Below are 21,952 nucleotides of genomic sequence, written 5' to 3'. Positions count from 1 at the left end.
TCACCTGGGGAGAGGGCTTACTGACGTGTTCTATTACGCGTTGCGTCTCGTGCTGTCGCCGCTGCTGCGGTGGCTGCTCCGCCCGAGCGTGGAGGGGAGCGGGCGGGTGCCAAGGACGGGTGCGGTGATCATCGCGGGAAACCATCAGTCGTTCACCGATCAGTTCCTGCTCGGGGTGGTGCTCAGGCGCCGCCTGACCTTCCTGGCGAAACAGGAGTACTTCACCGCGCCGGGCCTCACCGGCCGCGCCACCGCGGCCTTCTTCCGCGCGCTCGGCCAGATCCCGGTCGACCGCTCGGGCAAGGAAGCGGCCCGCGCCGCGCTCGACACCGCGCTCCAAGTCCTGGACGGGGGCTCGGCGTTGGGGGTGTTTCCCGAGGGCACACGTTCGCACGACGGACGGCTGTACAAGGGCAAGGTCGGGGTGGCCGCGATGGCGCTGCGCTCGGGCGCCCCGGTGGTGCCGGTCGCGATCATCGGAACGTTCGAGGCCCAGCCCAAGGGGCGCAGGCTGCCCCGGCGCGTACCGGTGATGCTCCGCTTCGGTGAGCCCCTGGACTTCTCCCGCTACGCGGGTCTTGAGGAGGAGCGTCTGGTGCTGCGGGCCGTGACGGACCAGATCATGTACGCGGTGCGCACGCTGTCCGAGCAGGAGTACGTGGACGTGTACGCGGCCGAGGCCAGGGGAGCGCGCGAAGCGGACGCCGCGGCCGCCTGACCTGCCACTCGGGGCGCGGCCCGCTCGCCGTACCGGCGCCGGGCCCGCGCCCGCAGGCCCGCCCCCACCCCTGTGACCTGCGGTCAAGCCGTTCCGCGCGGGCCTCACGGGGGCGAGGGGCGGCGTCTAAGCTGGAGCACATGGCCTACGAGATTCCGGTGACGCAAGCCCGCGCAGAGCTCGCGGAGCTGATCAACCGCGTGGTGTACGGCGGGGAGCGGGTCGTGGTGACGCGCCACGGCAAGCCGCTCGTCGCGCTGGTCTCCGCCGCCGACCTGGAGAAACTGGAGGCCGAGCCGGAGCCGGAGGAGCAGCGGGCGACCAGTGCGCTCTCGTCGGTGCACCCCCTGATGCCCGCCGCTCCCGCGGAGTCCCGCCGCTTCGGGATCGCCGCCGAGCACCAGGATCCGCGGCGGGGTTGAGGGCAGGCGCCGGGCCACGTCGGCGGGGCCGCGATGATCACGCGTTCCTAAAGCGTCAGTTAACGTGCCGGAAAAACTTCCGCCCTAACGTGCAATGCCTGGCCGAGGGGCCGGGAGATGCCGTTCAACAGGATGTTGAAGTCGGATACGGTTCCGCTGCGTCCGAGTGGAAGTGCCCCGTCCGGTAGGCCTCCGCCTCGACGCCGCTGAGTCCGTGCGCGGCTGCCCGTGGACGGAAGGCACGACTGTGAGGTGGGAAGCGTGCAACTGACGCCGCACGAGCAGGAACGGCTGCTCATCCATGTGGCCGCCGACGTGGCCGAGAAGCGCAGAGCCCGCGGGGTGAAACTGAACCACCCCGAATCCGTCGCCCTCATCACCTCGCACATCCTCGAAGGCGCCCGCGACGGCCGCACGGTCGCCGAACTGATGGCCTCGGGGCGCAAGGTGCTCGGCCGCGACGACGTCATGCCGGGCATCGCGGAGATGATCCACGATGTGCAGGTCGAGGCCACCTTCCCCGACGGCACCAAGCTGGTCACCGTCCACGACCCGATCGTCTGACGGGAGAGGCCACCGTGATTCCCGGAGAAATCCTCTTCGCCGACACACCCGTCGCCCTCAACGAGGGCCGGGAAAGTGTGCGGCTGACCGTGGTGAACGCCGCCGACCGGCCCGTCCAGGTCGGCTCCCACTACCACTTCGCCGAGGCCAACCCCGGTCTCGACTTCGACCGTACGGTTGCCCGGGGCAAGCGACTGAACATCGCCGCCGGCACCGCCGTGCGCTTCGAGCCCGGCATCCCCGTCGACGTGGAACTGATCCCGCTGTCCGGACGGCGCGTCGTGCCGGGTCTGCGCGCCGAGACCGGAGGTGCCCTCGATGACTGACCTCGACCGTGCTGTCTACGCCGACCTGTTCGGCCCCACCCTCGGCGACCGCATCCGGCTCGCCGACACCGACCTGCTCGTCGAGATCGAGGAGGACCGCTGCGGCGGCCCGGGCCGCGCGGGGGACGAGGCGGTGTTCGGCGGCGGCAAGGTGATCCGCGAGTCCATGGGCCAGGCGCGGACCACCCGCGCCGAAGGCGCCCCCGACACCGTTGTCACCGGCGCCTTGATCATCGATCACTGGGGCATCGTCAAGGCCGACGTAGGCATCCGCGACGGCCGCATCACCGGAATCGGCAAGGCCGGGAACCCCGACACCATGGACGGCGTCCACCCCGACCTCGTCATCGGACCCGAGACCGAGATCATCGCGGGCAACGGCAAAATCCTCACGGCGGGAGCCGTCGACACCCACGTCCACTTCATCTCACCCACCCTCATCGACCAGGCGCTCTCCTCGGGCATCACCACCCTGGTCGGCGGCGGCACAGGACCCGCCGAGGGCACCAAGGCCACCACCATCACGCCGGGCCCCTGGCACCTGGCCCGCATGTTCGCCGCCCTGGAGAACTCACCCGTCAACATCGGTCTGCTCGGCAAGGGCAACACGATGTCCCGGGACGCCATGCGCTCCCAACTGCGCGGCGGAGCGCTCGGGTTCAAGATCCACGAGGACTGGGGCGCCACGCCCGCCGTCATCGACGCGTGCCTGAGTGTCTGCGAGGAGACCGGCGCCCAACTCGCCATCCACACCGACACGTTGAACGAGGCCGGCTTCGTCGGCGACACGCTCGCCGCCATCGCGGGCCGCTCGATCCACGCCTACCACACCGAGGGCGCGGGCGGCGGGCACGCGCCGGACATCATCACCGTCGTCTCGCAGCCCCATGTGCTGCCCAGCTCCACCAACCCGACCCGGCCGCACACCGTCAACACCATCGAGGAACACCTCGACATGCTGATGGTCTGTCACCACCTCAACCCGGCGGTCCCGGAGGACCTGGCCTTCGCCGAGTCCCGCATCCGCCCCTCCACGATCGCGGCCGAGGACTTCCTCCACGACCTTGGTGCCATCTCGATCCTCTCCTCCGACTCGCAGGCCATGGGCCGCATCGGCGAGGTCGTGCTGCGGACCTGGCAGACCGCGCACGTCATGAAGGTGCGGCGCGGTGCGCTGCCGGGCGACGGACGCGCGGACAACCACCGCGTCCGCCGTTACGTCGCCAAATACACCATCAACCCGGCGGTCGCCCAGGGCCTCGACCACGAGATCGGCTCCGTGGAGACCGGCAAGCTCGCGGACCTGGTCCTGTGGGAGCCGGCGTTCTTCGGCGTCAAACCCCAGCTCGTCATCAAGGGCGGTCAGATCGCGTACGCGCAGATGGGCGACGCCAACGGGTCGATCCCGACCCCGCAGCCGATCCTGCCCCGGCCCATGTTCGGGGCGTACGGGAAGGCGCCCGCCGCCAACTCTTTCAACTTCGTCTCCTCCGCCGCCCTCGACGACGGGCTGCCCGAACGCCTGGGTCTGGCCAAGGAGTTCGTGGCCATCAAGAACACCCGGCGGGTCGGCAAGGCGGACATGCGGGAGAACGACGCGCTGCCGGACGTCCGCGTCGACCCGGACACCTTCACCGTGACCATCGACGGAGACGTGGTGGAGCCCGCGCCCGCCGCCGAACTGCCCATGGCCCAGCGGTACTTCCTCTTCTGACGGGTTGTCATCACATGAGTCGCGCTGCTCTGCTCGTCCTCGCCGACGGCCGTTTCCCCGCCGGTGGCCACGCCCACTCCGGTGGCGCCGAAGCGGCCGTCAAGGCGGGACGCGTCCGGGACGCGGCCGACCTGGCGGAGTTCTGCCGGGGCCGGCTGCACACCACGGGACTGACCGCCGCCGCACTCGCCGCCGCCGCGGCGGCGGGCCTGGACCCGCTCGCCCTCGACGAGGCCGCCGACGCCCGCACCCCGTCCCCCGCGCTGCGGGCCACCGCCCGCAAGCTCGGGCGCCAGCTGACCCGGGCGGCCCGCGCGACCTGGCCGTCGGCCGAACTCGACGCGCTGGCCGCCGCGCGGGCGCGCGGCGCGCATCAGCCGGTCGTCCTCGGTCTCGCCGCCCGCGCCGCAGGGCTCGGGCCCGAGGACGCGGGGCACTGCGCGGCGTACGAGGCGGTCAGCGGGCCCGCCACGGCGGTCGTACGGCTGCTGAGCCTCGACCCGTTCGACGCGACGGCCGTGCTCGCCCGGCTCGCGCCGGAGCTGGACACGGTGGCCCGGCGGGCCGCGGTCGCGGCGGCCGAGGCGGTGGTGGACGGCCTGGACGCACTGCCCGCGCTGTCCGCTCCGCTCCTGGACATCATGGCCGAGGCGCATGCGGGGTGGCCGGTGCGGCTGTTCGCGTCGTAGCGGTGTCTCCCTGCGTCCCGGGGGCTCCCGCCCCCGGACCCCCGGTTGCGCCTGAACGGCGCTCGTCCTCAGTCTCCCCCAAGGCCTTAAGGGCCAGGGGGGACCCCCATGACGGGCTGAGGGGGCTGGGCCCGCCGGGAGCTTCGAAAGGTCCCGGCGGCCTCGGCCCCGTTGCTCCGACGGCGTTCGCCTTCAGTCTCCCCCAAGGCCTTAAGGGCCAGGGGGGACCCCCATGACGGGCTGAGGGGGCTGGGTCCGCCCGGAGCTTCGGAAGGTCCCGGCAGCCTCAACCCCCGTCCCTTCTCACCCTTGGAGATCCCATGCATCTCGGTCACTCCCACGAAGGATCCGCCGCCGTCAGCGCCGACGCCCGCAGGCCCGACGGCTCGCGCCGCGCGTTGCGCATCGGGCTCGGCGGGCCCGTCGGGTCCGGTAAGACCGCCACGGTCGCCGCGCTCTGCCGTGCCCTGCGCGACCGGCTGTCCATCGCCGTCGTCACCAACGACATCTACACCCGCGAGGACGCCGCCTTCCTGCTGCGCAACGCCGTACTGCCGCCCGAGCGGATCCAGGCCGTCGAGACCGGGGCCTGCCCGCACACCGCGATCCGCGACGACATCTCCGCCAACCTCGAAGCCGTCGAGGACTTGGAGGACGCCGTCGGACCGCTCGATCTGATCCTCGTCGAGTCCGGTGGCGACAACCTCACCGCCACCTTCTCCAAGGGACTTGTCGACGCCCAGATCTTCGTCATCGACGTGGCCGGCGGCGACGACATCCCGCGCAAGGGCGGTCCGGGCGTGTCCACCGCCGACCTGCTCGTGGTCAACAAGACCGACCTCGCCCCCTACGTCGGCTCCGACCTCGGCCGCATGGCCCGCGACGCGAAGGAGCAGCGGGCCGAACTCCCGGTCGTCTTCCAGTCGTTGCGGTCCGAGGCCGGCGTCGGCGAGGTCGCGGCGTGGGTGGGGGAGCAGCTGGCGGCATGGAAGGCGTGACGCTCGGCGCGGCCGGGGTGCGCGCCACCGCCCGTATCGTCGCCACCCCCGAGGGCCTGCCCGTCCTCGAGGGGCAGGGCCCGCTCGCCCTGCGCCGCACCCGGGCCCGGGGCGCCCACCACCGGGTGACCGTCGTCGGGGCCATGAGCGCCCCGCTCGGCGGCGACCGGATCACCATCGAGGCACAGGTGCGCGCCGGGGCGCGGCTCGACGTGGACTCCGCCGCCGCCACCATCGCCCTGCCCGGCCGTGGCGGTGAGCGCGCCCACTACGACGTGAGGCTCACCGTGGCCGAGGGCGGCGAGCTGCGCTGGCTGCCGGAACCGCTCATCTGCGCCCGGGGCAGCGACCTGCGCATGCGCACCCGGATCGAACTCGCGCCCGGCGCCCGCCTGGTCTTCCGTGAGGAGCAGGTGCTCGGGCGGCACGGCGAAGCCCCCGGCACGCTCGCCACCCGTCTCACCGTGCACCGCGCGTGCCGGCCGCTGCTCGACCAGGAGCTGGCGTTCGGGCCGGGGGCGCCCGGCGGCTGGGACGGCGGCGCGGTGCTGGGCGGGCACCGCGCGGCGGGCCAACTGCTCGTGGTGGGCCAGGAGTTGACCGACCGGCCCGTCGAGGCCCGGCTGCTCGGCGCGCACGCGGTGCTCACCCCGCTCATGGGGCCCGCCTTCCTCGTCACGGCCCTGGCCCCGGACGCCCGACTGCTGCGCCGGACGCTCGACGACGCCCTGCGCGCCTACGGTCCCGCGTCGTGACCGCTCAGCGGAACCCTCCATCCGGCTATCGGTTCGGTAAAGAAACACCTGTCCGGCCTGTGCACAGGGTGCTCACAGACGAAAGGATCCCCCGACAGGCCCAAATGGAGCGCTGAGACTGACAGCGCACTTCAGCAGGGGGAGGTACCACTTGAGACGCACCGCAGTGCTCGGCTCGGCCGGCACACTGATCGCGGGCACGTTGTTGGTGGGCGCGATAGCGGCCCCGGTCGCCCAAGCCGACAACCGGAACCACGGTTGGTCCGAGGCGCGTGGCGTGCAGGTCGCGGCCGACCGCGCGGCCAAGCAGGGCATCGACTGGACCGACTGCCCGGCCGACTGGGCGTTCGCCAAGCCCGTCCAGTGCGGCTATGTGAGCGTTCCGCTCGACTACGCGCGGCCCTACGGCAAGCAGATCAAGCTGGCCGTCGACCGCGCCGTGAGCACCGGCACCAAGGCCGAGCGCCAGGGTGCTCTCGTCTACAACCCGGGTGGCCCCGGCGGTTCGGGCATGGCGTTCCCGACCCGGGTGACCAAGAAGAACCCGCTGTGGACCAACACCTCCAAGGCGTACGACTTCGTGGGCTTCGACCCGCGCGGTGTGGGTCACTCCACGCCGATCTCGTGCGTCGACCCCCAGGAGTACGCCAAGGGCCCCAAGGCCGACCCGGTCCCCGACACCGAGGCCGACAAGCGCGCCCAGCGCAAGCTCGCCGCCGAGTACGCGGACGGCTGTGCCGAGCGCAGCGGCTGGATGCTGCCGTACATGACCACCCCCAACACCGCCCGCGACCTGGATGTCATCCGCGCCGCACTCGGTGAGAAGAAGCTCAACTACCTGGGCGTCTCCTACGGCACCTACCTGGGCGCGGTCTACGGCACGCTCTTCCCCTCGCACGTGCGCCGCATGATCGTGGACAGCGTGGTCAACCCGGACCAGGACAACATCTGGTACCAGGCCAACCTGGAGCAGGACGTCGCCTTCCAGGCCCGCTGGAACGAGTGGGAGGACTGGGTCGCCAAGTACGACGCCACCTTCCACCTGGGCACCACCCGGGCCCAGGTCGAGGCGCACTGGCTGAAGCTGCGCGCCGACGCCAAGAAGAGCCCGCTCGACGGCAAGGTCGGCCCGGCCGAACTCCTCGGGTACTTCCAGAAGGCCCCGTACTACGACTCGTACTGGGTGCCGGTCGCCAAGGCGCTCAGCGCCTACGCGTCGGGTGACTCCAAGCCGGTCGTCGCGGCCGCCGCCTCCGACATGTCGGACATCAAGGGCAACATCGCCTCGGAGAACAGCAACGCGGTCTACACCGCCATCGAGTGCGCCGACGCCAAGTGGCCCACCAGCTGGCGCAAGTGGGACCGGGACAACACCCGCCTCAACAAGGACTACCCGTTCTTGACCTGGTCGAATGCCTGGATGAACCTGCCGTGCGCCACTTGGTCCACCAAGCAGCAGACCCCTGTCAAGGTCAAGACCGGCAAGGGTCTCCCGCAGGTCCTGATCGTGCAGTCCACCAATGACGCCGCCACCCCGTTCCACGGCGCCGTCGAGCTGCACAAGGCGTTCAAGAACTCGCGCCTCATCATCGAGAAGGGCGCCGGTTCGCACGGTGTGACCGGTCTCGTCAACCCGTGCGTCAACTCGCGCGTGGACGACTACCTGCTCACCGGTAAGACCGACAGCGCGGACTTCACGTGCACCCCGCACGCGACTCCCGTGCCGTAGAAGGCAGTTGAGCGAAGGGCGGCCGGAACCTCTCCGGGCGCCCTTCGCGCCGTTCCGAGCGCCCTTCGCGCCGCTTCGGCCCGGGTCAGTGCCGTCCGGCCAGCCAGGCGTCCTCGGCCGCGTAGTCGAACAGGTCGCCGTACTTGGTCATCGCCGGGAAGGCCTCCCGCCAGTCCCGGCCCTCCAGCTGCCCCGCGATCCACTCGACCGTGCGGGGCAGCGACTCCACGTACCCGGTCACGGGCCGGTAGCCCAGCTCCCGCTCGGCCGCCGACATGTCGTACACGATGGGGTGCGGGCCGCTCCACGGAGTCAGGCCCACGCCGCCGTCCGGCAGGCCCTCCACCGGCACGATCTCGCCGTGCGCGCCGAGCACGTCGTCGACGGCCGCGCTGATCTCCGCGACCGTGGGTGCCTCTGGATCCGCGGCGTTCAGTATTCGCGAGCCCGGCCGGAGGGCTGCCAGCCGGATCAGCTCGGCGATGTTGTCCACGTGCGCGGGATGGAAGCGGCTGCGGCCGCCGAACGCCAGGATCCGCACCGGCCGCCGGTCCAACGCCCGCTTCACGAAGTGGAGTTCACGCGGGCTCCGGCAGTGGGGGCCGTGGACCGCGCCGGCCCGCAGCAGCGTCGAGGGCAGCGCCGACTCCAGCAGCTCCCGCTCGAGATCTATCTTCCGGGTGCTGTTCGTGGCGTCGCCGGGCGCCACCGTGCCGAGCGATTCCGGGATCGGCACCGGGTAGCACGGCGGGCCGGCCGGGCCCGACGTCGTGTCGAAGCCGCGCCCCTGATCGTCCTCGTACACCGCGCCGGTGGAGATCGCCACCACCGATCCGATCCGGTCGCCGAGCCCGGTCAGCTGCCGCGCGTGCCGCTTGTCGTACGCCACCATGTCGACCAGCACGTCCGCGCCGTCACCGAGCGCGGCGGCGAGCTGGGCGTCGTCCTCGCGGTCGAGCCGCACCGCCTCGACCGACGCGGGCCAGGCGGAATCCTGCCCACCGCCTCGGGAGGCGGCCCGCACCGACCAGCCGTCCTCGGCGAGCGCGCGCACCGCGGCCCGCCCGATCTGTCCTGTGGCTCCCAATACGAATGCTGTCTTGTTGTCCATACCGGGAAGCTACGCCGGAGATGATCACCGGGGCCAGACTCTTCCGCCGTGCGCGGATCCGCCCAGGGCCGAGCGGTACCGGGAACTTCCCGGCTCAGCCGATGATGCCCCGGAACCTGCGGGATTGCTCCGCTTTCACATCGGCCGCGTACCGGTCCACGTACTCCTGGCCCGAGAGCTCCATGACCTTGTACATGATCTCGTCCGTGACGGCGCGCAGGACCGCCTTCTCGCCCTCCATCCCCGCGTACCGGGAGAAGTCGAGCGGTGCGCCGAAGCGGATCGAGACCCGTTTGATCTTCGGCAGGGCCTGTCCCGGCGGCTGGATCTCAAAGGTGCCCACCATGGCGCACGGGATCACCGGGGCGCCGCCCCTGATCGCCATCACCGCCACCCCCACCTTGCCCTTGTAGAGCCTGCCGTCGGGCGAGCGGGTGCCCTCGGGGTAGATGCCGAGCAGTTCGTCCCGCGCGAGCACCCCGAGCCCTTCGCGGATCGCCGCCTGCCCGGCCTCCTTGCCCGAGCGGTCCACCGGGATCTGCCCGACCGCGCGGAAGAACGCGGCGGTCAGCCGGCCCTTGACGCCGGGCCCGGTGAAGTACTCCTGCTTGGCGAGGAAGGTGATGCGCCGCTTGAGCATCACGGGCATCAGGAAGTGGTCGGAGAACGAGAGGTGGTTGCCCGCGACGATGGCCGCGCCCTCCTCGGGGACATGCTCCAGCCCCACCAGCCGCGGCCGGAACAGCAGCCTCAACAGGGGGCCGAGGACGGCGTACTTGAGGACGTAGTAGAGCACCCACCAGCTCCTCACCATGCGGAAAGGTGGCCAGTGTAGGGGCGGGCCCCGGCGGCTGTAACCATCGTCGGCGCGGATCCCCTCCGGGGAGCGGGCTCAGGTGCCGCGCGACACCGCCGCCGTCCCCATCGCGGTGAGCCCGAGCACCACCCAGCCGAACCAGAGCCAGCCGTTGCTCCCCAGAGCCACCGTGTACGCGGTGATCACCACCAGCATCGCCAGGGTGAGCACCATCATCGACCTCGTCGAACGGGGCATCACGCTCCCCTTCCTGCCGGCGGGCGCCGTGAGGACCATCGTCCCCCCGCGAGGGGGCCCCGCGCTACTGGCCGCGGGTGTTCAGCGAGGAGAGGTAGGCGTTGTAGGCCTGGAGTTCCTTGTCGCCGTCGCGGTCGGCGGCCCGGTCGGTGCGGCGGGCCTGGCGCTTCTCGGTGGCGTACCACTGGAAGACGAGGGCGATCAGCACGAGCACGGAGGGGATCTCACTGAACGCCCAGGCGATGCCGCCCGCCGCCTGCTGGTCGGTGAGCGCTTCGATGCCGAGCGATGCGGGCGGGTTCCTGTACGTGCCGATCATGGGCTCGCTCGCCATCATCAGGGCGATGCCGAAGAAGGCGTGGAACGGCATGCCCGCGAAGAGCTCCAGCATCCGCATCACATAGCCGGGCCGGTGCGGACCCGGGTCCACGCCCATGATCGGCCAGAAGAAGACCAGACCGACGGCGAGGAAGTGGACCATCATCGCGATGTGCCCCGTCTTCGACTCCATCAGGAAGTCGAAGATCGGCGTGAAGTAGAGCCCGTACAGGCTGGCGATGAAGAGGGGGATGGTGAACGCCGGGTGCGTGATGATCTTCATGTACCGGCTGTGCAGCAGCATGAGCAGCAGCTCGCGTGGCCCCTTGCGGCCGCGCGGCGCCACCGGGAGCGCGCGCAGCGCGAGTGTCACGGGCGCGCCGAGCAGCAGCAGGATCGGCGAGAGCATGCTGATCACCATGTGCTGCACCATGTGCACGCTGAACATGACCATGCCGTAGTCGTTGAGCTTGGTGCACATGACCAGCGCGATCGTCAGGACGCCCACGGCCCACAGGATCATCCGGCTGACCGGCCAGCTGTCGCCGCGCCGCCTCAGCCGCACCACGCCCCAGGCGTACAGGGCGAGCCCGAGCAGACAGCCGATGAGGAAGAAGGAGTCGGCCGACCACTCCAGGCCCCGCGCCAGCGTGAACGGCGGCAGGTCCATGTTCATGTCCATGCCGTGCCCGCTGTGATCCATCCGCTGACTCCTGATTCGTACCGGTTGTCCCGCACCAGACTAGAACCGCCCCCGGCCGGTGGTGCGGCCGGGGGCGGTTCCTCGCGTACACATCCGTCGGAATCTAGAGGACGCACTCCGCTTCGGCGTAGCGCTCGGCCGGGACGGTCTTGAGGGTGGCCGTCGCCTCGGCGAGCGGGACCATGACGATGTCGGTGCCGCGCAGCGCGGTCAGCATGCCGAACTCGCCCCGGTGGGCGGCCTCCACCGCGTGCCAGCCGAAACGGGTGGCGAGCACCCGGTCGTACGCGGTGGGCGTGCCGCCGCGCTGGACGTGGCCGAGGATGACCGGCCGCGCCTCCTTGTCCAGACGCCGCTCCAGCTCGATGGAGAGCTGACGCGCCACGCCCGCGAAACGCTCGTGGCCGTACATGTCGGTGCCGCCCACGTCGAACTGCATCGAGCCCTCGCGCGGCTTGGCGCCCTCGGCGACGACCACGATCGCGAACTTCTTGCCCGCCGAGAAGCGCCGCCCGACCAGCTCGGTCAGCTCGTCGATGTCGAAGGGACGCTCGGGGACGACGATGGCGTGGGCGCCGGCGGCCATGCCGGAGTGCAGGGCGATCCAGCCGGTGTGGCGGCCCATGACCTCCACGATCAGCACGCGCTGGTGGGACTCGGCGGTGGTCTTCAGCCGGTCAAGGGCCTCGGTCGCGACCCCCACGGCGGTGTCGAAGCCGAAGGTGACGTCGGTCGACGCGATGTCGTTGTCGATGGTCTTGGGCACGCCGACGATCGGCAGTCCCGCGTCCGACAGGAGCGTCGCGGCCTTGAGGGTGCCTTCGCCGCCGATCGGGATGATCACGTCGAGGCCCAGCTCGGCGACGTGGCCCCTGGCGCGCTCCACGCCGTCGCGCAGATGCGCGGGCTGGACGCGGGAGGAGCCGAGAATGGTGCCGCCACGGGCGAGGATGCCGCCGACCGCGTCGAGGTCGAGTTTGCGGTAGTCGGCTTCGAGCAGGCCCTTCCACCCGTCGTGGAAGCCGATGACCTCGTCGCCGTGGTCGACCACGGCGCGGTGCACGACGGATCGGATGACGGCGTTCAGGCCGGGGCAGTCGCCGCCGGAGGTGAGCACACCAATTCGCATTGCCCGGAGAACCTTTGCAACGTGGGCCGACGACCGGACCACGTCGTCCGGTTGGATCCCCGTCACCCTACCGGCGCAGGGTGACGGGGGCCGAATCGGAGGTCCGCCTGATGGACGTCGTAGGAAGGTACGAGTCCGGCGCCGGCCGGGGCCGGCTGGCGCGGCCCTACGCGGGCTGCGTCGCCGACGCGATGCGCTCGGCGCGCAGCGCCTCGTACCAGCGGTCGTCGGTCGGCGGCAGCGCGTTCACGTCGAGGGCCAGCTTCAGGAGCATGTCCGCGATCTGCGGGTTGCGCGCGAGGACCGGGCCGTGCATGTACGTGCCGAACACGGTGTCGTTGTACGCGCCCTCGGTGCCGTCGCCCGTGCCGTTGCCCCGGCCCATGCGGACCCGGGCGAAGGGGCGGGCCGTGGGGCCCAGGTGCGTGATGCCCTGGTGGTTCTCGAAGCCGGTCAGCTGCGGCAGGCCAAGGCGCTCGTCGATGTCGCCGAGCACGTCGCCGACGCACCGCTCGCCCTCGCCGCGCGTGGAGACCACGTCGATCAGGCCGAGGCCCTGGTCGCGCTCGCCGAGGTCGTTGACGAACTCGTGGCCGAGGATCTGGTAGCCGGCGCACACCGAGAAGATGATCGCGCCGTTGGACGCGGCGCGCTCAAGGCCGCCGTCGCGGCGCAGCCGCTCGGAGGCGAGCCGCTGCGGCCGGTCCTCGCCGCCGCCGATGAGGTAGATGTCGCCGGAGGTGGGGATCGGCTGGTCGCTGCGGACGTCGAGCCGGTGGACCTCCAGGCCGCGCTGGCGCGCCCGGCGCTCCACGACCAGGGCGTTGCCCTGGTCGCCGTAGGTGCTCAGCAGGTCGGGGTAGACCCACACGAGGCGCAGGCTGTTGTCTGCCATGTCGCTTGCTTGCTCCTTGCTGGGGTCAGTTGCCGACGACGCGGCGGACGTCCTGGAAAGCGGTGTAGTTGGCGATCAGCTCGATCCGGCCGGGCGGCGCGAGCTGGGTGCACTCCTCCAGGCTCTCGCAGACCCGGAAGTCCAGGTTCGCGACCTCCAGGCGCACCGCCAGGTCGAGCTTGCGGTCGCCGATCACGAAGATCGGGTGGCCCGCGAGCCGGGTGTAGTCGACGTCCCACAGCCACGAGGTGTCCGTGCCGTCGGCGCCGCGCGCGTTGACGGACAGGACCACCGGGGTCGGCGGCGGGTCGATGAGGGAAAACGTTTCGAGCCAGCCCGCCGGGTTCTTCGCGAGGAGCAGCCGCAGCTCACGGCCGGCGAAGCTGACCACGTCGTAGCGGCCCGCCACCGCCTGCACCTGGTACATGCGCTCCAGGGCGACCTGCGGCGGCACCCCGAACACCGCGGCGACCGCGGCCGAGGTGGCGGCGTTGGCCTTGTTGGCGCGGCCGGGCAGCTGGAGGTGGATCGGCCAGGCCGAGCCGTGCGGGTCAAGGACGTAGTCGCCGTTGAGGACCCAACTGGGCGCGGGGCGGCGGAAACCGCACTCGCCGCAGAACCAGTCGTCGCCGGGGCGCTGCATCACGCCGCCGCAGGCGGGGCAGGACCAGGCGTCGTCCTTCCACTCCTGACCGGCCGCCACCCACACCACGTTGGGCGAGGAGGACGCCGCCCACACGACCAGCGGGTCGTCCGCGTTGGCGATGACCACGGCCTTCGAGCCGGACAGCCCCTCGCGCCACTTCTCGGCGAGCATCCGGGTCTCGGCGGCGCGGTCGAGCTGGTCGCGCGACAGGTTGAGCAGCGCGATCGCCTTCGGCGTCACATCGCGCGCCACACCCGCCAGATACTTCTCGTCGACCTCGATCACGCCGTACTTCGCGTCCGAACCACCCGCGAGCGCCGACGTGATACCGGCCGGCATGTTGGCGCCGAGCGCGTTCGACACCACCGGGCCGCTGGCCCGCAGTGCCTCGGCGATCAGCCGGGTCGTGGTCGTCTTGCCGTTCGTCGCCGACACCAGGACGACGTCCAGATGAGTGGCGAGCCGCCCGAGCAGATCCGGGTCGAGCTTGAGCGCGACGCGCCCGCCGATCACCGATCCACTGCCCCGGCCCGCCGCGCGCGACACCGCCGCGGCGGCCTTGCCCGCGGTCACCGCCAGCTTGGCTCGCGGTGACAGGGGCCCGGCACCTCCAACGTGTCCTGACATCGTCCTTGATCCTCCTTGCGCCTGGGTCAGGTGTCAGCCTATCGAGATCCGGTCAGCGCCCCGAACCGCGCCACCATCCGAAACGGCCCGCGCCCCGTGGAACGTACTCTTGCGCCCATGCGCCACCGTCCCATTCCCGGCAGTTCCGGCTCCGTAAGAGAGATGAGTCTCCTCGGCGACCGGTTCCTGCACGCCCCCTGCGAGCCCGTCACCGACTTCGGGCCCGCGCTGCGCCGCCTCGTCGAGGACATGTTCGCCACGATGTACGCGGCCGACGGGGTCGGCCTGGCGGCCAACCAGATCGGCGTCTGTCAGCGGGTGTTCGTGTACGACTGCCCCGACGACGAGGATGTGCGGCATCTTGGGTACGTCGTCAACCCGCGCCTCGTCGAGGCGGACGGCGTCGAGGTGAAGGGGCCCGAGGGGTGCCTGTCCCTGCCGGGTCTCGAGGCGCCGACCTCCCGCTTCGACCGGGCGGTGGTGGAGGGGGTGGACTGCTCCGGCGCGCCGGTGCGGGTCGAGGGGACCGGGTTCTTCGCGCGGTGCCTTCAGCACGAGTGCGATCACCTCGACGGTGTGGTGTACGCCGACCGGGTGGCGGGCCGCCACGGTGCCCGCCTGCGGCGCGCCATCCGCAAATCCCCTTGGTCCCGCCCCGCCTGACCTCCCCGTCGCGGGCACCAGCCCTGCCAGGGGCGCGGGGAACTGCGCGAGCGGCCTCGCACGGTCCGCAGCCAGGGTCCCCGGGGCTCCGCCCCAGACCCCGTTCGGCCTGAAGGGCCTCGTCCTCAATCGCCGGACGGGCTGGGGATGCGCATGCGGGCCGGCACCAGCCCTGCCAGGGGCGCGGGGAACTGCGCGAGCGGCCTCGCACGGTCCGCAGCCAGGGTCCCCGGGGCTCCGCCCCAGACCCCGTTCGGCCTGAACGGCCTCGTCCTCAATCGCCGGACAGGCTGAGGATGCGCATGCGGGTTGGCACCAGCCCTGCCAGGGGCGCGGGGAACTGCGCGAGCGGCCTCGCACGGTCCGCAGCCGGGGTTCCTGGGGCTCCGCCCCGGGCCCGGTCCGCGCCTGAAGGGCGCTCGTCCTCAATCGCCGGACGGGCTGAGGTTGCTGGTGCTTGCCGGCACCGACCCTCCCAGGGGCGCGGGGAACTGCGCGACCAGCACGCACGGGCCGCCCCCCGCCAGGGTCAGAACGCGGGGCCCCCCGCCGGACGGGCTGAGGTTGCTGGTGCTTGCCGGCACCGACCCTCCCAGGGGCGCGGGGAACTGCGCGACCAGCACGCACGGGCCGCCCCCCGCCAGGGTCAGAACGCGGGGCCCCCCGCGCGGTCGGCGGCGGCTGCGAGGCGGCCCCACAGGAGATCCGCCAGCGCCCGTACCAACTCCGCGCGGGAGCAGGGTCGTTCACCCAGCCACCAGTCACCGGCCGCATGCATCATGCCGACTATCCCGTGGCCCCACACCCGCGCCAGCACCTCCCCGCCCGGCCCGAGATCGATCCGCTCGGCTATGACCACGCCCAGGTCCTCACCCATGCGCCGCAGCAGCGGCGCCGAGTGGCGGCCCACGTCGAAGCCCTGTTCCGGCTCCGGCGCGGGCGCGTCCTCCGCCGGGTGCATCAGGAAGCGGTAGACCTGCGGCCGCGCCTCGATCGCCGCGAGATAGGTCTCAAGCGTCGCCTCGACCCGCTCGCGGCGCTCGGCCGGCGCGTCGAGCGCGGACCTGAGCGCCGCGAGCAGCGCGTCGGTGTGGCGCTTGGCGAGCGCCCGGTAGAGGCCGCCCTTGTCGCCGAAGTGCCGGTACAGGATGGGCTTGGTGATGCCCGCCTCCGCCGCGATCGCGTTCATCGACGCCTTCGGACCGTCCCGCAGCACCACCCGGTCCGCCGCCTCCAGGAGTTCGCGCCGCCGGCGCTCGGCCGCCGTACGCTGCTGCTCGGCCTGCTGCGTGGTCTCCATGGGTCTCTCCCCGCCCGTACTGCGTGCACCGCGTGCTGCGTGCACCGCGTGCTCTGTGGGTCTTCGTCTCCAGAAAGCCTTGCGCAACGTAACACCCCCGCAGGCCCCGGCGCCGCCGGGCCCGAGGCCGGTTGACATCGGCTACCCGTCGGTAACAGACTGCGGTTACCGCAAGTAACGCAGGGAGTGGTGGAGGGGTCATGGCCGAGTTCACGATGGATCTCAACGACGACCAGAAGCAGGTCCGGGACTGGCTGCACGGTTTCGCCAAGGACGTGATCCGCCCCGCCGCCGCCGAGTGGGACGAGCGCGAGGAGACCCCCTGGCCGGTCATCCAGGAGGCCGCGAAGGTCGGAATCTACTCCCTCGACTTCTACGCGCAGCAGTTCTTCGACCCCACCGGTCTCGGCATCCCGGTGGCCATGGAGGAACTGTTCTGGGGCGACGCCGGCATCGCGCTGTCCATCGTCGGCACCGGACTCGCCGCCGTCGGCGTCCTGGCCAACGGCACCGAGGAACAGATCGGCACCTGGATCCCCCAGATGTACGGCGATGTGACCGACGTCAAGGTCGCCGCGTTCTGCTCGTCCGAGCCGAACGCCGGATCCGACGTCGCCTCCATGCGCACCAGAGCCGTCTACGACGAGGCCAAGGACGAGTGGGTCCTCAACGGCACCAAGACGTGGGCCACCAACGGCGGAATCGCCAACGTCCATGTCGTAGTGGCCGTGGTCGACGCCGAACTCGGCTCCAAGGGCCACGCCTCCTTCATCGTGCCGCCGGGCACCCCGGGCCTGACGCAGGGTCAGAAGTTCAAGAAGCACGGCATCCGCGCCTCGCACACCGCAGAGGTCGTACTCGAAGACGTCCGCGTACCCGGACACTGCCTGCTGGGCGGCAAGGAAAAGCTCGACGAACGACTCGCCCGCTCCCGCGAGAAGGCCAGGACCCAGGGCGAGCGGGTCAAGAACGCCGCCATGGCCACCTTCGAGGCCTCCCGCCCGGCCGTCGGCGCGATGGCGGTCGGCACCGCGCGCGCGGCGTACGACTACGCCCTCGAATACGCCAAGACCCGCGAGCAGTTCGGCCGCCCCATCATCGACAACCAGGGCGTCGCCTTCCAGCTCGCCGACATGCGCACCCAGATCGACGCCGCCCGCCTCCTGGTGTGGCGCGCGTCCTGGATGGCGACCACGGGCAAGAAGTTCGAGTCGGCCGAGGGTTCGATGTCCAAGCTGTACGCGAGCGAGACGGCCAAGAAGGTCACGGCCCAGGCCATCCAGATCCTCGGCGGCAACGGGTACACCCGTGAGTACCCGGTCGAGCGCATGCACCGGGACGCCGCCATCTACACCATTTTCGAAGGCACGAGCGAGATCCAGCGCCTCGTCATCGCCCGCACCCTCTCGGGCATGCCGATCCGGTAGCCGCCGGCACGTGAAGGCGCCCCGTCCTCGGTCCGAGGGCGGGGCGCCCGTGCGTCGTGAAAGCTGATCAGGCCGGAAGGTTGGCCTCGATGAGGGTGATGACCTCGGGGGCCTCCGGCTCGGTGCGGGGGCGAATGCGCGCGGCCACCTCGCCCTGCGGGGAGAGCAGGAACTTCTCGAAGTTCCACTGGATGTCGCCGGCCTTGCCGTCGGCGTCCGCCGTCTTCGTGAGCTCCGCGTAGAGCGGGTGGCGGCCCTCGCCGTTCACGTCGGTCTTCTCCAGGAGCGGGAAGGTCACGCCGTACGTCGCCGAGCAGAACGTGCCGATCTCCTCGGCGCTGCCGGGCTCCTGGCCGCCGAACTGGTTGCACGGCACGCCGAGCACCGTCAGGCCCCGCTCGCCGTACTGCTGTTGCAGCCGCTCAAGGCCCGCGTACTGCGGGGTCAGGCCGCACTGGGACGCCACGTTGACCACGAGCACGGCCCGGCCCTTGTAGTCGGCGAGCGAGGCCGGCTCGCCGGTCAGGGTGCGCAGCGGGATGTCGTACAGGCTCATGCTCATGGGTAACTCCTTCTGGGGAAAGGTGAGTTGATCAGGCGTCGGTGGCGTCGGTGGGGGGCAGGGGACGGAAGAGGCCTTCCTGGACCACCGACACCAGCAGTTCGCCCGCGCGGTTGTAGATCCGGCCCCGGGCAAGACCCCGCCCGCCCGTGGAGACCGGGGACTCCTGGTCGTACAGGAACCACTCGTCCGCGCGGAAGGGCCGGTGGAACCACATCGCGTGGTCGAGCGAGGCCATGTCGAAGCCGCGCGGCCCCCACAGCGGCTCGACCGGGATGCGCACCGCGTCCAGGAGCGTCATGTCGCTCGCGTAGGTCAGCGCGCAGGTGTGCACCAGCGGGTCGTCGCCGAGCGGGCCGACCGCCCGCATCCAGACCGCGCTGCGCGGATCGGCGTCCTTGATCTCCCCGGGCGTCCAGCGCAGCCGGTCCACGTAGCGGATGTCGAACGGCTGGCGGCGCGCCATCCGCTCAAGCGCCTCGGGCAGCGCCCCCAGATGCTCGCGGATCTCGTCGCTGACGGTGGGCAGCGACTCCGGCTCGGGGAAGTCGAGACGCGGCGGGAGCTGGTGCTCGATGCTGCCGGATTCCGGGCGGTGGAAGGACGCGGTCAGGGTGAAGATCGTGCGGCCCTGCTGCACGGCGGTGACCCGGCGCGTGGTGAAGGACCGCCCGTCGCGGACCCGCTCGACCTGGTACACGATCGGCACGCCGGGGCGGCCGGGCCGCAGGAAGTAGGCGTGCAGCGAGTGCACCGGCCGCTCGCCGTCCGTGGTGCGCCCGGCCGCGACGAGCGCCTGGCCCGCGACCTGGCCGCCGAAGACCCGCTGGAGGGATTCCTGGGGACTGCGGCCACGGAAGATGTTCACCTCGATCTGTTCGAGGTCGAGCAGATCGACGAGTCTTTCGGCCGGGTTCGGCAGGGACTCCGTCATGGGTTCCGTCATGGGGTGCGGCTCCACTTCGTGATCACAGCTCGCCAACGTCCTTCACCCGGATCACCGCGCGGCCCTCCTCGTCGGAGGCCGCGAGGTCGACCTCGGCGCTGATGCCCCAGCCATGGTCGCCGTTCGGGTCGGCGAAGGCCTGACGGACGCGCCACAGCCCGTGCGCCGCGTCCTCCTCGATGGACAGGAGCTTGGGGCCGCGCGCGTCGGGGCCGGTGCCGAGGTCGTCGTACTCGTCCCAGTACGCGTCCATCGCCTCGCCCCACGCGTCCGCGTCCCAGCCCGACTCCGCGTCCATCTCACCCAGCGCGTCGACGTTGTCCAACGCCGCGAGCTCCACCCGGCGGAACATCGCGTTGCGCACAAGGACACGGAAGGCGCGGGCGTTGGCCGTGACCGGCTTGACTTCGTCGGCCTTCTCCTGCGCCTCCTCGGCGGTCTGCACCTCGGGGTTGGCCAGCTGCTCCCACTCGTCCAGGAGCGAGGAGTCCACCTGGCGCACCATCTCGCCGAGCCAGGCGATCAGGTCCTCCAGGTCCTCGGTCTTGAGGTCGTCCGGGATGGTGTGGTCGAGCGCCTTGTACGCGCTCGCCAGATAGCGCAGGACGATGCCTTCGGTACGCGCCAGCTCGTACCAGGAGGTGAACTCCGTGAAGGTGAGCGCCCGTTCGTACATGTCGCGGATGACGGACTTCGGCGAGACGGGGTGGTCGCCGACCCACGGGTGCGAGGTCTTGTACACGTTGTAGGCGTGCCACAGGAGCTCTTCCAGCGGCTTGGGGTACGAGATGTCCTGAAGCCGCTCCATGCGCTCCTCGTACTCGACGCCGTCCGCCTTCATCTGCCCGACGGCCTCGCCGCGCGCCTTGTTCTGCATCGCGGCGAGGATCTGGCGCGGATCGTCGAGCGTGGACTCGACGACCGAGACCATGTCGAGCGCGTAGGACGGCGACTCGGGGTCCAGGAGGTCGAAGGCGGCCAGCGCGAACGTGGACAGCGGCTGGTTCAGGGCGAAGTCCTGCTGGAGGTCGACGGTGAGCCGGATGGTGCGGCCCTCCGCGTCGGGGGTCTCCAGCTGCTCCACCACACCGCCGTCCAGCAGCGAGCGGTAGATCGCGATGGCCCGGCGGATGTGCCGCAGCTGTGCCTTGCGCGGCTCGTGATTGTCCTCAAGGAGGTGGCGCATCGCCTCGAAGGCATTGCCCGGCCGGGCGATCACCGAGAGCAGCATGATGTTGGTGACGCGGAAGCGTGAGGTCAGCGGCTCGGGCTCGGAGGCGATCAGCTTCTCGAAGGTGGTGTCCGACCAGGCCACGAATCCCTCGGGCGCCTTCTTGCGGACCACCTTGCGGCGCTTCTTCGGGTCGTCGCCCGCCTTGGCGAGCGCCTTCTCGTTCTCGATGACGTGCTCGGGAGCCTGCGCCACCACGAACCCGGCGGTGTCGAACCCGGCCCGCCCGGCGCGGCCCGCGATCTGGTGGAACTCGCGCGCCCGCAGGGTGCGCACGCGGGTGCCGTCGTACTTGGTGAGCGCCGTGAACAGCACCGTACGGATGGGTACGTTGACGCCCACGCCCAGCGTGTCCGTACCGCAGATGACCTTCAAAAGGCCCGCCTGGGCCAGCTTCTCGACTAGGCGGCGGTACTTGGGCAGCATCCCCGCGTGGTGCACGCCGATGCCGTGGCGCACATAACGAGACAGGTTCTGGCCGAACTTGGTGGTGAAGCGGAAGTTTCCGATCAGGTCGGCGATCTTGTCCTTCTCCTCGCGCGTACACATGTTGATCGACATGAGCGACTGCGCGCGCTCGACCGCCTGCGCCTGCGTGAAGTGCACGATGTAGACGGGCGACTGCCGGGTCTCAAGGAGCTCGGTCAGCGTCTCGGTGATCGGCGTCGTCACATACTCGTACGACAGCGGCACGGGCCGGGTCGCCGAGCGGACCACGGCCGTCTCGCGGCCGGTGCGGCGCGTGAGGTCCTTCTCGAACATCGAGACGTCACCGAGGGTGGCCGACATCAGGACGAACTGGGCCTGGGGGAGCTCCAGGATCGGGATCTGCCAGGCCCAGCCCCGGTCGGCCTCGGCGTAGAAGTGGAACTCGTCCATCACGACCTGGCCGATGTCGGCGTACTTGCCGTCGCGCAGCGCGATGGAGGCCAGCACCTCGGCGGTGCAGCAGATGACGGGCGCGTCCGCGTTGACGGAGGCGTCACCGGTGAGCATGCCGACGTTCTCGGTGCCGAAGAGCTTGCACAGGTCGAAGAACTTCTCCGAGACCAGCGCCTTGATCGGCGCGGTGTAGAACGTGACCTCGTCCCGGGCCAGGGCCGCGAAGTGCGCACCCGCCGCGACCAGGCTCTTTCCCGAGCCGGTGGGGGTGGACAGGATGACGTTCGCCCCGGACACGACCTCGATCAGCGCCTCCTCCTGGGCCGGGTACAGGGTGATGCCCCGCTCCTCGGCCCAGGTGGAGAAGGCCTCGAAAAGGGCATCGGGGTCGGCACTCGGCGGCAGCTGATCGATAAGGGTCACGCCCCCATCTTGCCTGCCCCGGCACCGGAAGCGGGAACCGGCCGCCGGCGCGAAGATCATCGCGGGTAGGCTGCCAGCTCGGCCCGTCCACGGACGGGCCGTCACCTGTGCGTCAACTGT

General features: G+C 71.0%; 22 protein-coding genes. 11 read left to right on the top strand and 11 right to left on the bottom strand.

Features of this window, described 5'->3' with window-relative positions:
* Window positions 1-25 precede the first annotated feature (25 nt).
* From ABR738_RS07065 to ABR738_RS07025, 9 genes are all read left to right on the top strand, one after another.
* Entirely contained in the window at window positions 26-718 is a 693-nt protein-coding gene (locus ABR738_RS07065) for a lysophospholipid acyltransferase family protein (protein ID WP_350229114.1), read from the top strand.
* A gap of 140 nt (window positions 719-858) precedes the next feature.
* On the top strand, window positions 859-1,140 hold the full coding sequence (locus tag ABR738_RS07060) for a type II toxin-antitoxin system Phd/YefM family antitoxin (RefSeq protein ID WP_350229113.1): 282 nt from the start codon (window positions 859-861) through the stop codon (window positions 1,138-1,140).
* A gap of 261 nt (window positions 1,141-1,401) precedes the next feature.
* Complete coding sequence (locus ABR738_RS07055) at window positions 1,402-1,704, top strand: urease subunit gamma (RefSeq protein WP_350229112.1); 303 nt, start codon at window positions 1,402-1,404, stop codon at window positions 1,702-1,704.
* Window positions 1,705-1,718: 14 nt separating this feature from the next.
* Window positions 1,719-2,030: an urease subunit beta gene (locus ABR738_RS07050; RefSeq protein ID WP_350229111.1), complete on the top strand. Its 312-nt coding sequence runs from the start codon at window positions 1,719-1,721 to the stop codon at window positions 2,028-2,030.
* Entirely contained in the window at window positions 2,023-3,744 is a 1,722-nt protein-coding gene (locus tag ABR738_RS07045) for an urease subunit alpha (RefSeq protein ID WP_350229110.1), read from the top strand. Before ABR738_RS07050 ends, ABR738_RS07045 begins: the two co-directional genes overlap by 8 nt.
* Window positions 3,745-3,758: 14 nt before the next feature.
* Window positions 3,759-4,433 (top strand): urease accessory protein UreF, encoded by a 675-nt coding sequence (locus tag ABR738_RS07040; protein ID WP_350229109.1) that lies wholly within the window; start codon window positions 3,759-3,761, stop codon window positions 4,431-4,433.
* Window positions 4,434-4,753: 320 nt separating this feature from the next.
* Window positions 4,754-5,431 carry an urease accessory protein UreG gene (gene ureG / locus ABR738_RS07035; RefSeq protein WP_350229108.1) on the top strand — a complete coding sequence of 226 codons (678 nt, stop codon included), beginning with the start codon at window positions 4,754-4,756 and terminating at the stop codon, window positions 5,429-5,431.
* Entirely contained in the window at window positions 5,419-6,186 is a 768-nt protein-coding gene (locus tag ABR738_RS07030) for an urease accessory protein UreD (RefSeq protein ID WP_350229107.1), read from the top strand. The genes ureG and ABR738_RS07030 overlap by 13 nt, the downstream gene beginning before the upstream one ends.
* 151 nt (window positions 6,187-6,337) lie before the next feature.
* Window positions 6,338-7,915 carry an alpha/beta hydrolase gene (locus tag ABR738_RS07025; RefSeq protein WP_350229106.1) on the top strand — a complete coding sequence of 526 codons (1,578 nt, stop codon included), beginning with the start codon at window positions 6,338-6,340 and terminating at the stop codon, window positions 7,913-7,915.
* Window positions 7,916-8,000: 85 nt separating this feature from the next.
* Here ABR738_RS07025 and ABR738_RS07020 read toward each other — a convergent pair whose 3' ends face one another.
* The 7 genes from ABR738_RS07020 to ABR738_RS06990 all read right to left on the bottom strand — a co-directional run bounded on the left by ABR738_RS07020 (window position 8,001) and on the right by ABR738_RS06990 (window position 14,398).
* The gene (locus ABR738_RS07020; RefSeq protein WP_350229105.1) at window positions 8,001-9,026 is read right to left on the bottom strand and encodes an NAD-dependent epimerase/dehydratase family protein; all 1,026 of its coding nucleotides are present in this window, start codon (window positions 9,024-9,026) and stop codon (window positions 8,001-8,003) included.
* Window positions 9,027-9,120: 94 nt separating this feature from the next.
* Window positions 9,121-9,822: a lysophospholipid acyltransferase family protein gene (locus ABR738_RS07015; RefSeq protein ID WP_350234461.1), complete on the bottom strand. Its 702-nt coding sequence runs from the start codon at window positions 9,820-9,822 to the stop codon at window positions 9,121-9,123.
* Window positions 9,823-9,918: 96 nt separating this feature from the next.
* On the bottom strand, window positions 9,919-10,080 hold the full coding sequence (locus ABR738_RS07010) for a hypothetical protein (protein ID WP_350229104.1): 162 nt from the start codon (window positions 10,078-10,080) through the stop codon (window positions 9,919-9,921).
* Between the two features lie 64 nt (window positions 10,081-10,144).
* Window positions 10,145-11,101, bottom strand: a complete 957-nt coding sequence (locus tag ABR738_RS07005; protein ID WP_350229103.1) for a cytochrome c oxidase assembly protein — start codon at window positions 11,099-11,101, stop codon at window positions 10,145-10,147.
* Between the two features lie 103 nt (window positions 11,102-11,204).
* On the bottom strand, window positions 11,205-12,230 hold the full coding sequence (locus ABR738_RS07000) for a 6-phosphofructokinase (RefSeq protein ID WP_350229102.1): 1,026 nt from the start codon (window positions 12,228-12,230) through the stop codon (window positions 11,205-11,207).
* A gap of 166 nt (window positions 12,231-12,396) precedes the next feature.
* Complete coding sequence (locus tag ABR738_RS06995; RefSeq protein ID WP_350229101.1) at window positions 12,397-13,125, bottom strand: type 1 glutamine amidotransferase; 729 nt, start codon at window positions 13,123-13,125, stop codon at window positions 12,397-12,399.
* 25 nt (window positions 13,126-13,150) lie between these two features.
* Entirely contained in the window at window positions 13,151-14,398 is a 1,248-nt protein-coding gene (locus ABR738_RS06990) for a Mur ligase family protein (RefSeq protein ID WP_350229100.1), read from the bottom strand.
* Between the two features lie 117 nt (window positions 14,399-14,515).
* Here ABR738_RS06990 and def point away from each other — a divergent pair, with 117 nt between their 5' ends.
* A complete protein-coding gene (gene def, locus ABR738_RS06985) occupies window positions 14,516-15,061 on the top strand; it encodes a peptide deformylase (protein ID WP_350229099.1) in 546 nt (181 codons plus the stop codon).
* 646 nt (window positions 15,062-15,707) lie between these two features.
* On the opposite strand, the gene ABR738_RS06980 is transcribed toward def, so the two are convergent.
* Window positions 15,708-16,361 (bottom strand): TetR/AcrR family transcriptional regulator, encoded by a 654-nt coding sequence (locus ABR738_RS06980; RefSeq protein WP_350229098.1) that lies wholly within the window; start codon window positions 16,359-16,361, stop codon window positions 15,708-15,710.
* A 200-nt stretch (window positions 16,362-16,561) separates the two neighbouring features.
* On the opposite strand from ABR738_RS06980, the gene ABR738_RS06975 reads away from it, so the two are divergent.
* Window positions 16,562-17,788 carry an acyl-CoA dehydrogenase family protein gene (locus ABR738_RS06975; RefSeq protein WP_350229097.1) on the top strand — a complete coding sequence of 409 codons (1,227 nt, stop codon included), beginning with the start codon at window positions 16,562-16,564 and terminating at the stop codon, window positions 17,786-17,788.
* Window positions 17,789-17,855: 67 nt separating this feature from the next.
* Here the strand turns inward: ABR738_RS06975 and ABR738_RS06970 are convergent, their stop codons facing one another.
* The 3 genes from ABR738_RS06970 to ABR738_RS06960 are packed head-to-tail and all read right to left on the bottom strand — an operon-like array spanning window position 17,856 to window position 21,892.
* Complete coding sequence (locus tag ABR738_RS06970) at window positions 17,856-18,344, bottom strand: glutathione peroxidase (RefSeq protein ID WP_350234460.1); 489 nt, start codon at window positions 18,342-18,344, stop codon at window positions 17,856-17,858.
* Window positions 18,345-18,381: 37 nt separating this feature from the next.
* Entirely contained in the window at window positions 18,382-19,272 is an 891-nt protein-coding gene (locus ABR738_RS06965; protein ID WP_350234459.1) for an acyl-CoA thioesterase, read from the bottom strand.
* 46 nt (window positions 19,273-19,318) lie between these two features.
* Complete coding sequence (locus tag ABR738_RS06960; protein WP_350229096.1) at window positions 19,319-21,892, bottom strand: DEAD/DEAH box helicase; 2,574 nt, start codon at window positions 21,890-21,892, stop codon at window positions 19,319-19,321.
* Window positions 21,893-21,952: the final 60 nt, after the last annotated feature.

It is taken from the genome of Streptomyces sp. Edi4 (assembly GCF_040253615.1).
Taxonomy (GTDB): Bacteria; Actinomycetota; Actinomycetes; order Streptomycetales; family Streptomycetaceae; genus Streptomyces.
This window is presented reverse-complemented; position numbering and strand designations above follow the sequence as displayed.

Bases quoted from the DNA above. Each gene is read 5' to 3' on its own strand.
- ABR738_RS07040 (WP_350229109.1), top strand. From the start codon at position 3,759: ATGAGTCGCGCTGCTCTGCTCGTCCTCGCCGACGGCCGTTTCCCCGCC.
- ABR738_RS06990 (WP_350229100.1), bottom strand. From the start codon at position 14,398: ATGTCAGGACACGTTGGAGGTGCCGGGCCCCTGTCACCGCGAGCCAAG.
- ABR738_RS07060 (WP_350229113.1), top strand. From the start codon at position 859: ATGGCCTACGAGATTCCGGTGACGCAAGCCCGCGCAGAGCTCGCGGAG.
- ABR738_RS07000 (WP_350229102.1), bottom strand. From the start codon at position 12,230: ATGCGAATTGGTGTGCTCACCTCCGGCGGCGACTGCCCCGGCCTGAAC.
- ABR738_RS07045 (WP_350229110.1), top strand. From the start codon at position 2,023: ATGACTGACCTCGACCGTGCTGTCTACGCCGACCTGTTCGGCCCCACC.
- ABR738_RS06970 (WP_350234460.1), bottom strand. From the start codon at position 18,344: ATGAGCCTGTACGACATCCCGCTGCGCACCCTGACCGGCGAGCCGGCC.
- ABR738_RS06960 (WP_350229096.1), bottom strand. From the start codon at position 21,892: ATGATCTTCGCGCCGGCGGCCGGTTCCCGCTTCCGGTGCCGGGGCAGG.
- ABR738_RS06980 (WP_350229098.1), bottom strand. From the start codon at position 16,361: ATGGAGACCACGCAGCAGGCCGAGCAGCAGCGTACGGCGGCCGAGCGC.
- ABR738_RS07010 (WP_350229104.1), bottom strand. From the start codon at position 10,080: ATGCCCCGTTCGACGAGGTCGATGATGGTGCTCACCCTGGCGATGCTG.
- ureG (WP_350229108.1), top strand. From the start codon at position 4,754: ATGCATCTCGGTCACTCCCACGAAGGATCCGCCGCCGTCAGCGCCGAC.
- ABR738_RS06975 (WP_350229097.1), top strand. From the start codon at position 16,562: ATGGCCGAGTTCACGATGGATCTCAACGACGACCAGAAGCAGGTCCGG.
- ABR738_RS07005 (WP_350229103.1), bottom strand. From the start codon at position 11,101: ATGGATCACAGCGGGCACGGCATGGACATGAACATGGACCTGCCGCCG.
- ABR738_RS07030 (WP_350229107.1), top strand. From the start codon at position 5,419: ATGGAAGGCGTGACGCTCGGCGCGGCCGGGGTGCGCGCCACCGCCCGT.
- ABR738_RS07020 (WP_350229105.1), bottom strand. From the start codon at position 9,026: ATGGACAACAAGACAGCATTCGTATTGGGAGCCACAGGACAGATCGGG.
- def (WP_350229099.1), top strand. From the start codon at position 14,516: ATGCGCCACCGTCCCATTCCCGGCAGTTCCGGCTCCGTAAGAGAGATG.
- ABR738_RS06995 (WP_350229101.1), bottom strand. From the start codon at position 13,125: ATGGCAGACAACAGCCTGCGCCTCGTGTGGGTCTACCCCGACCTGCTG.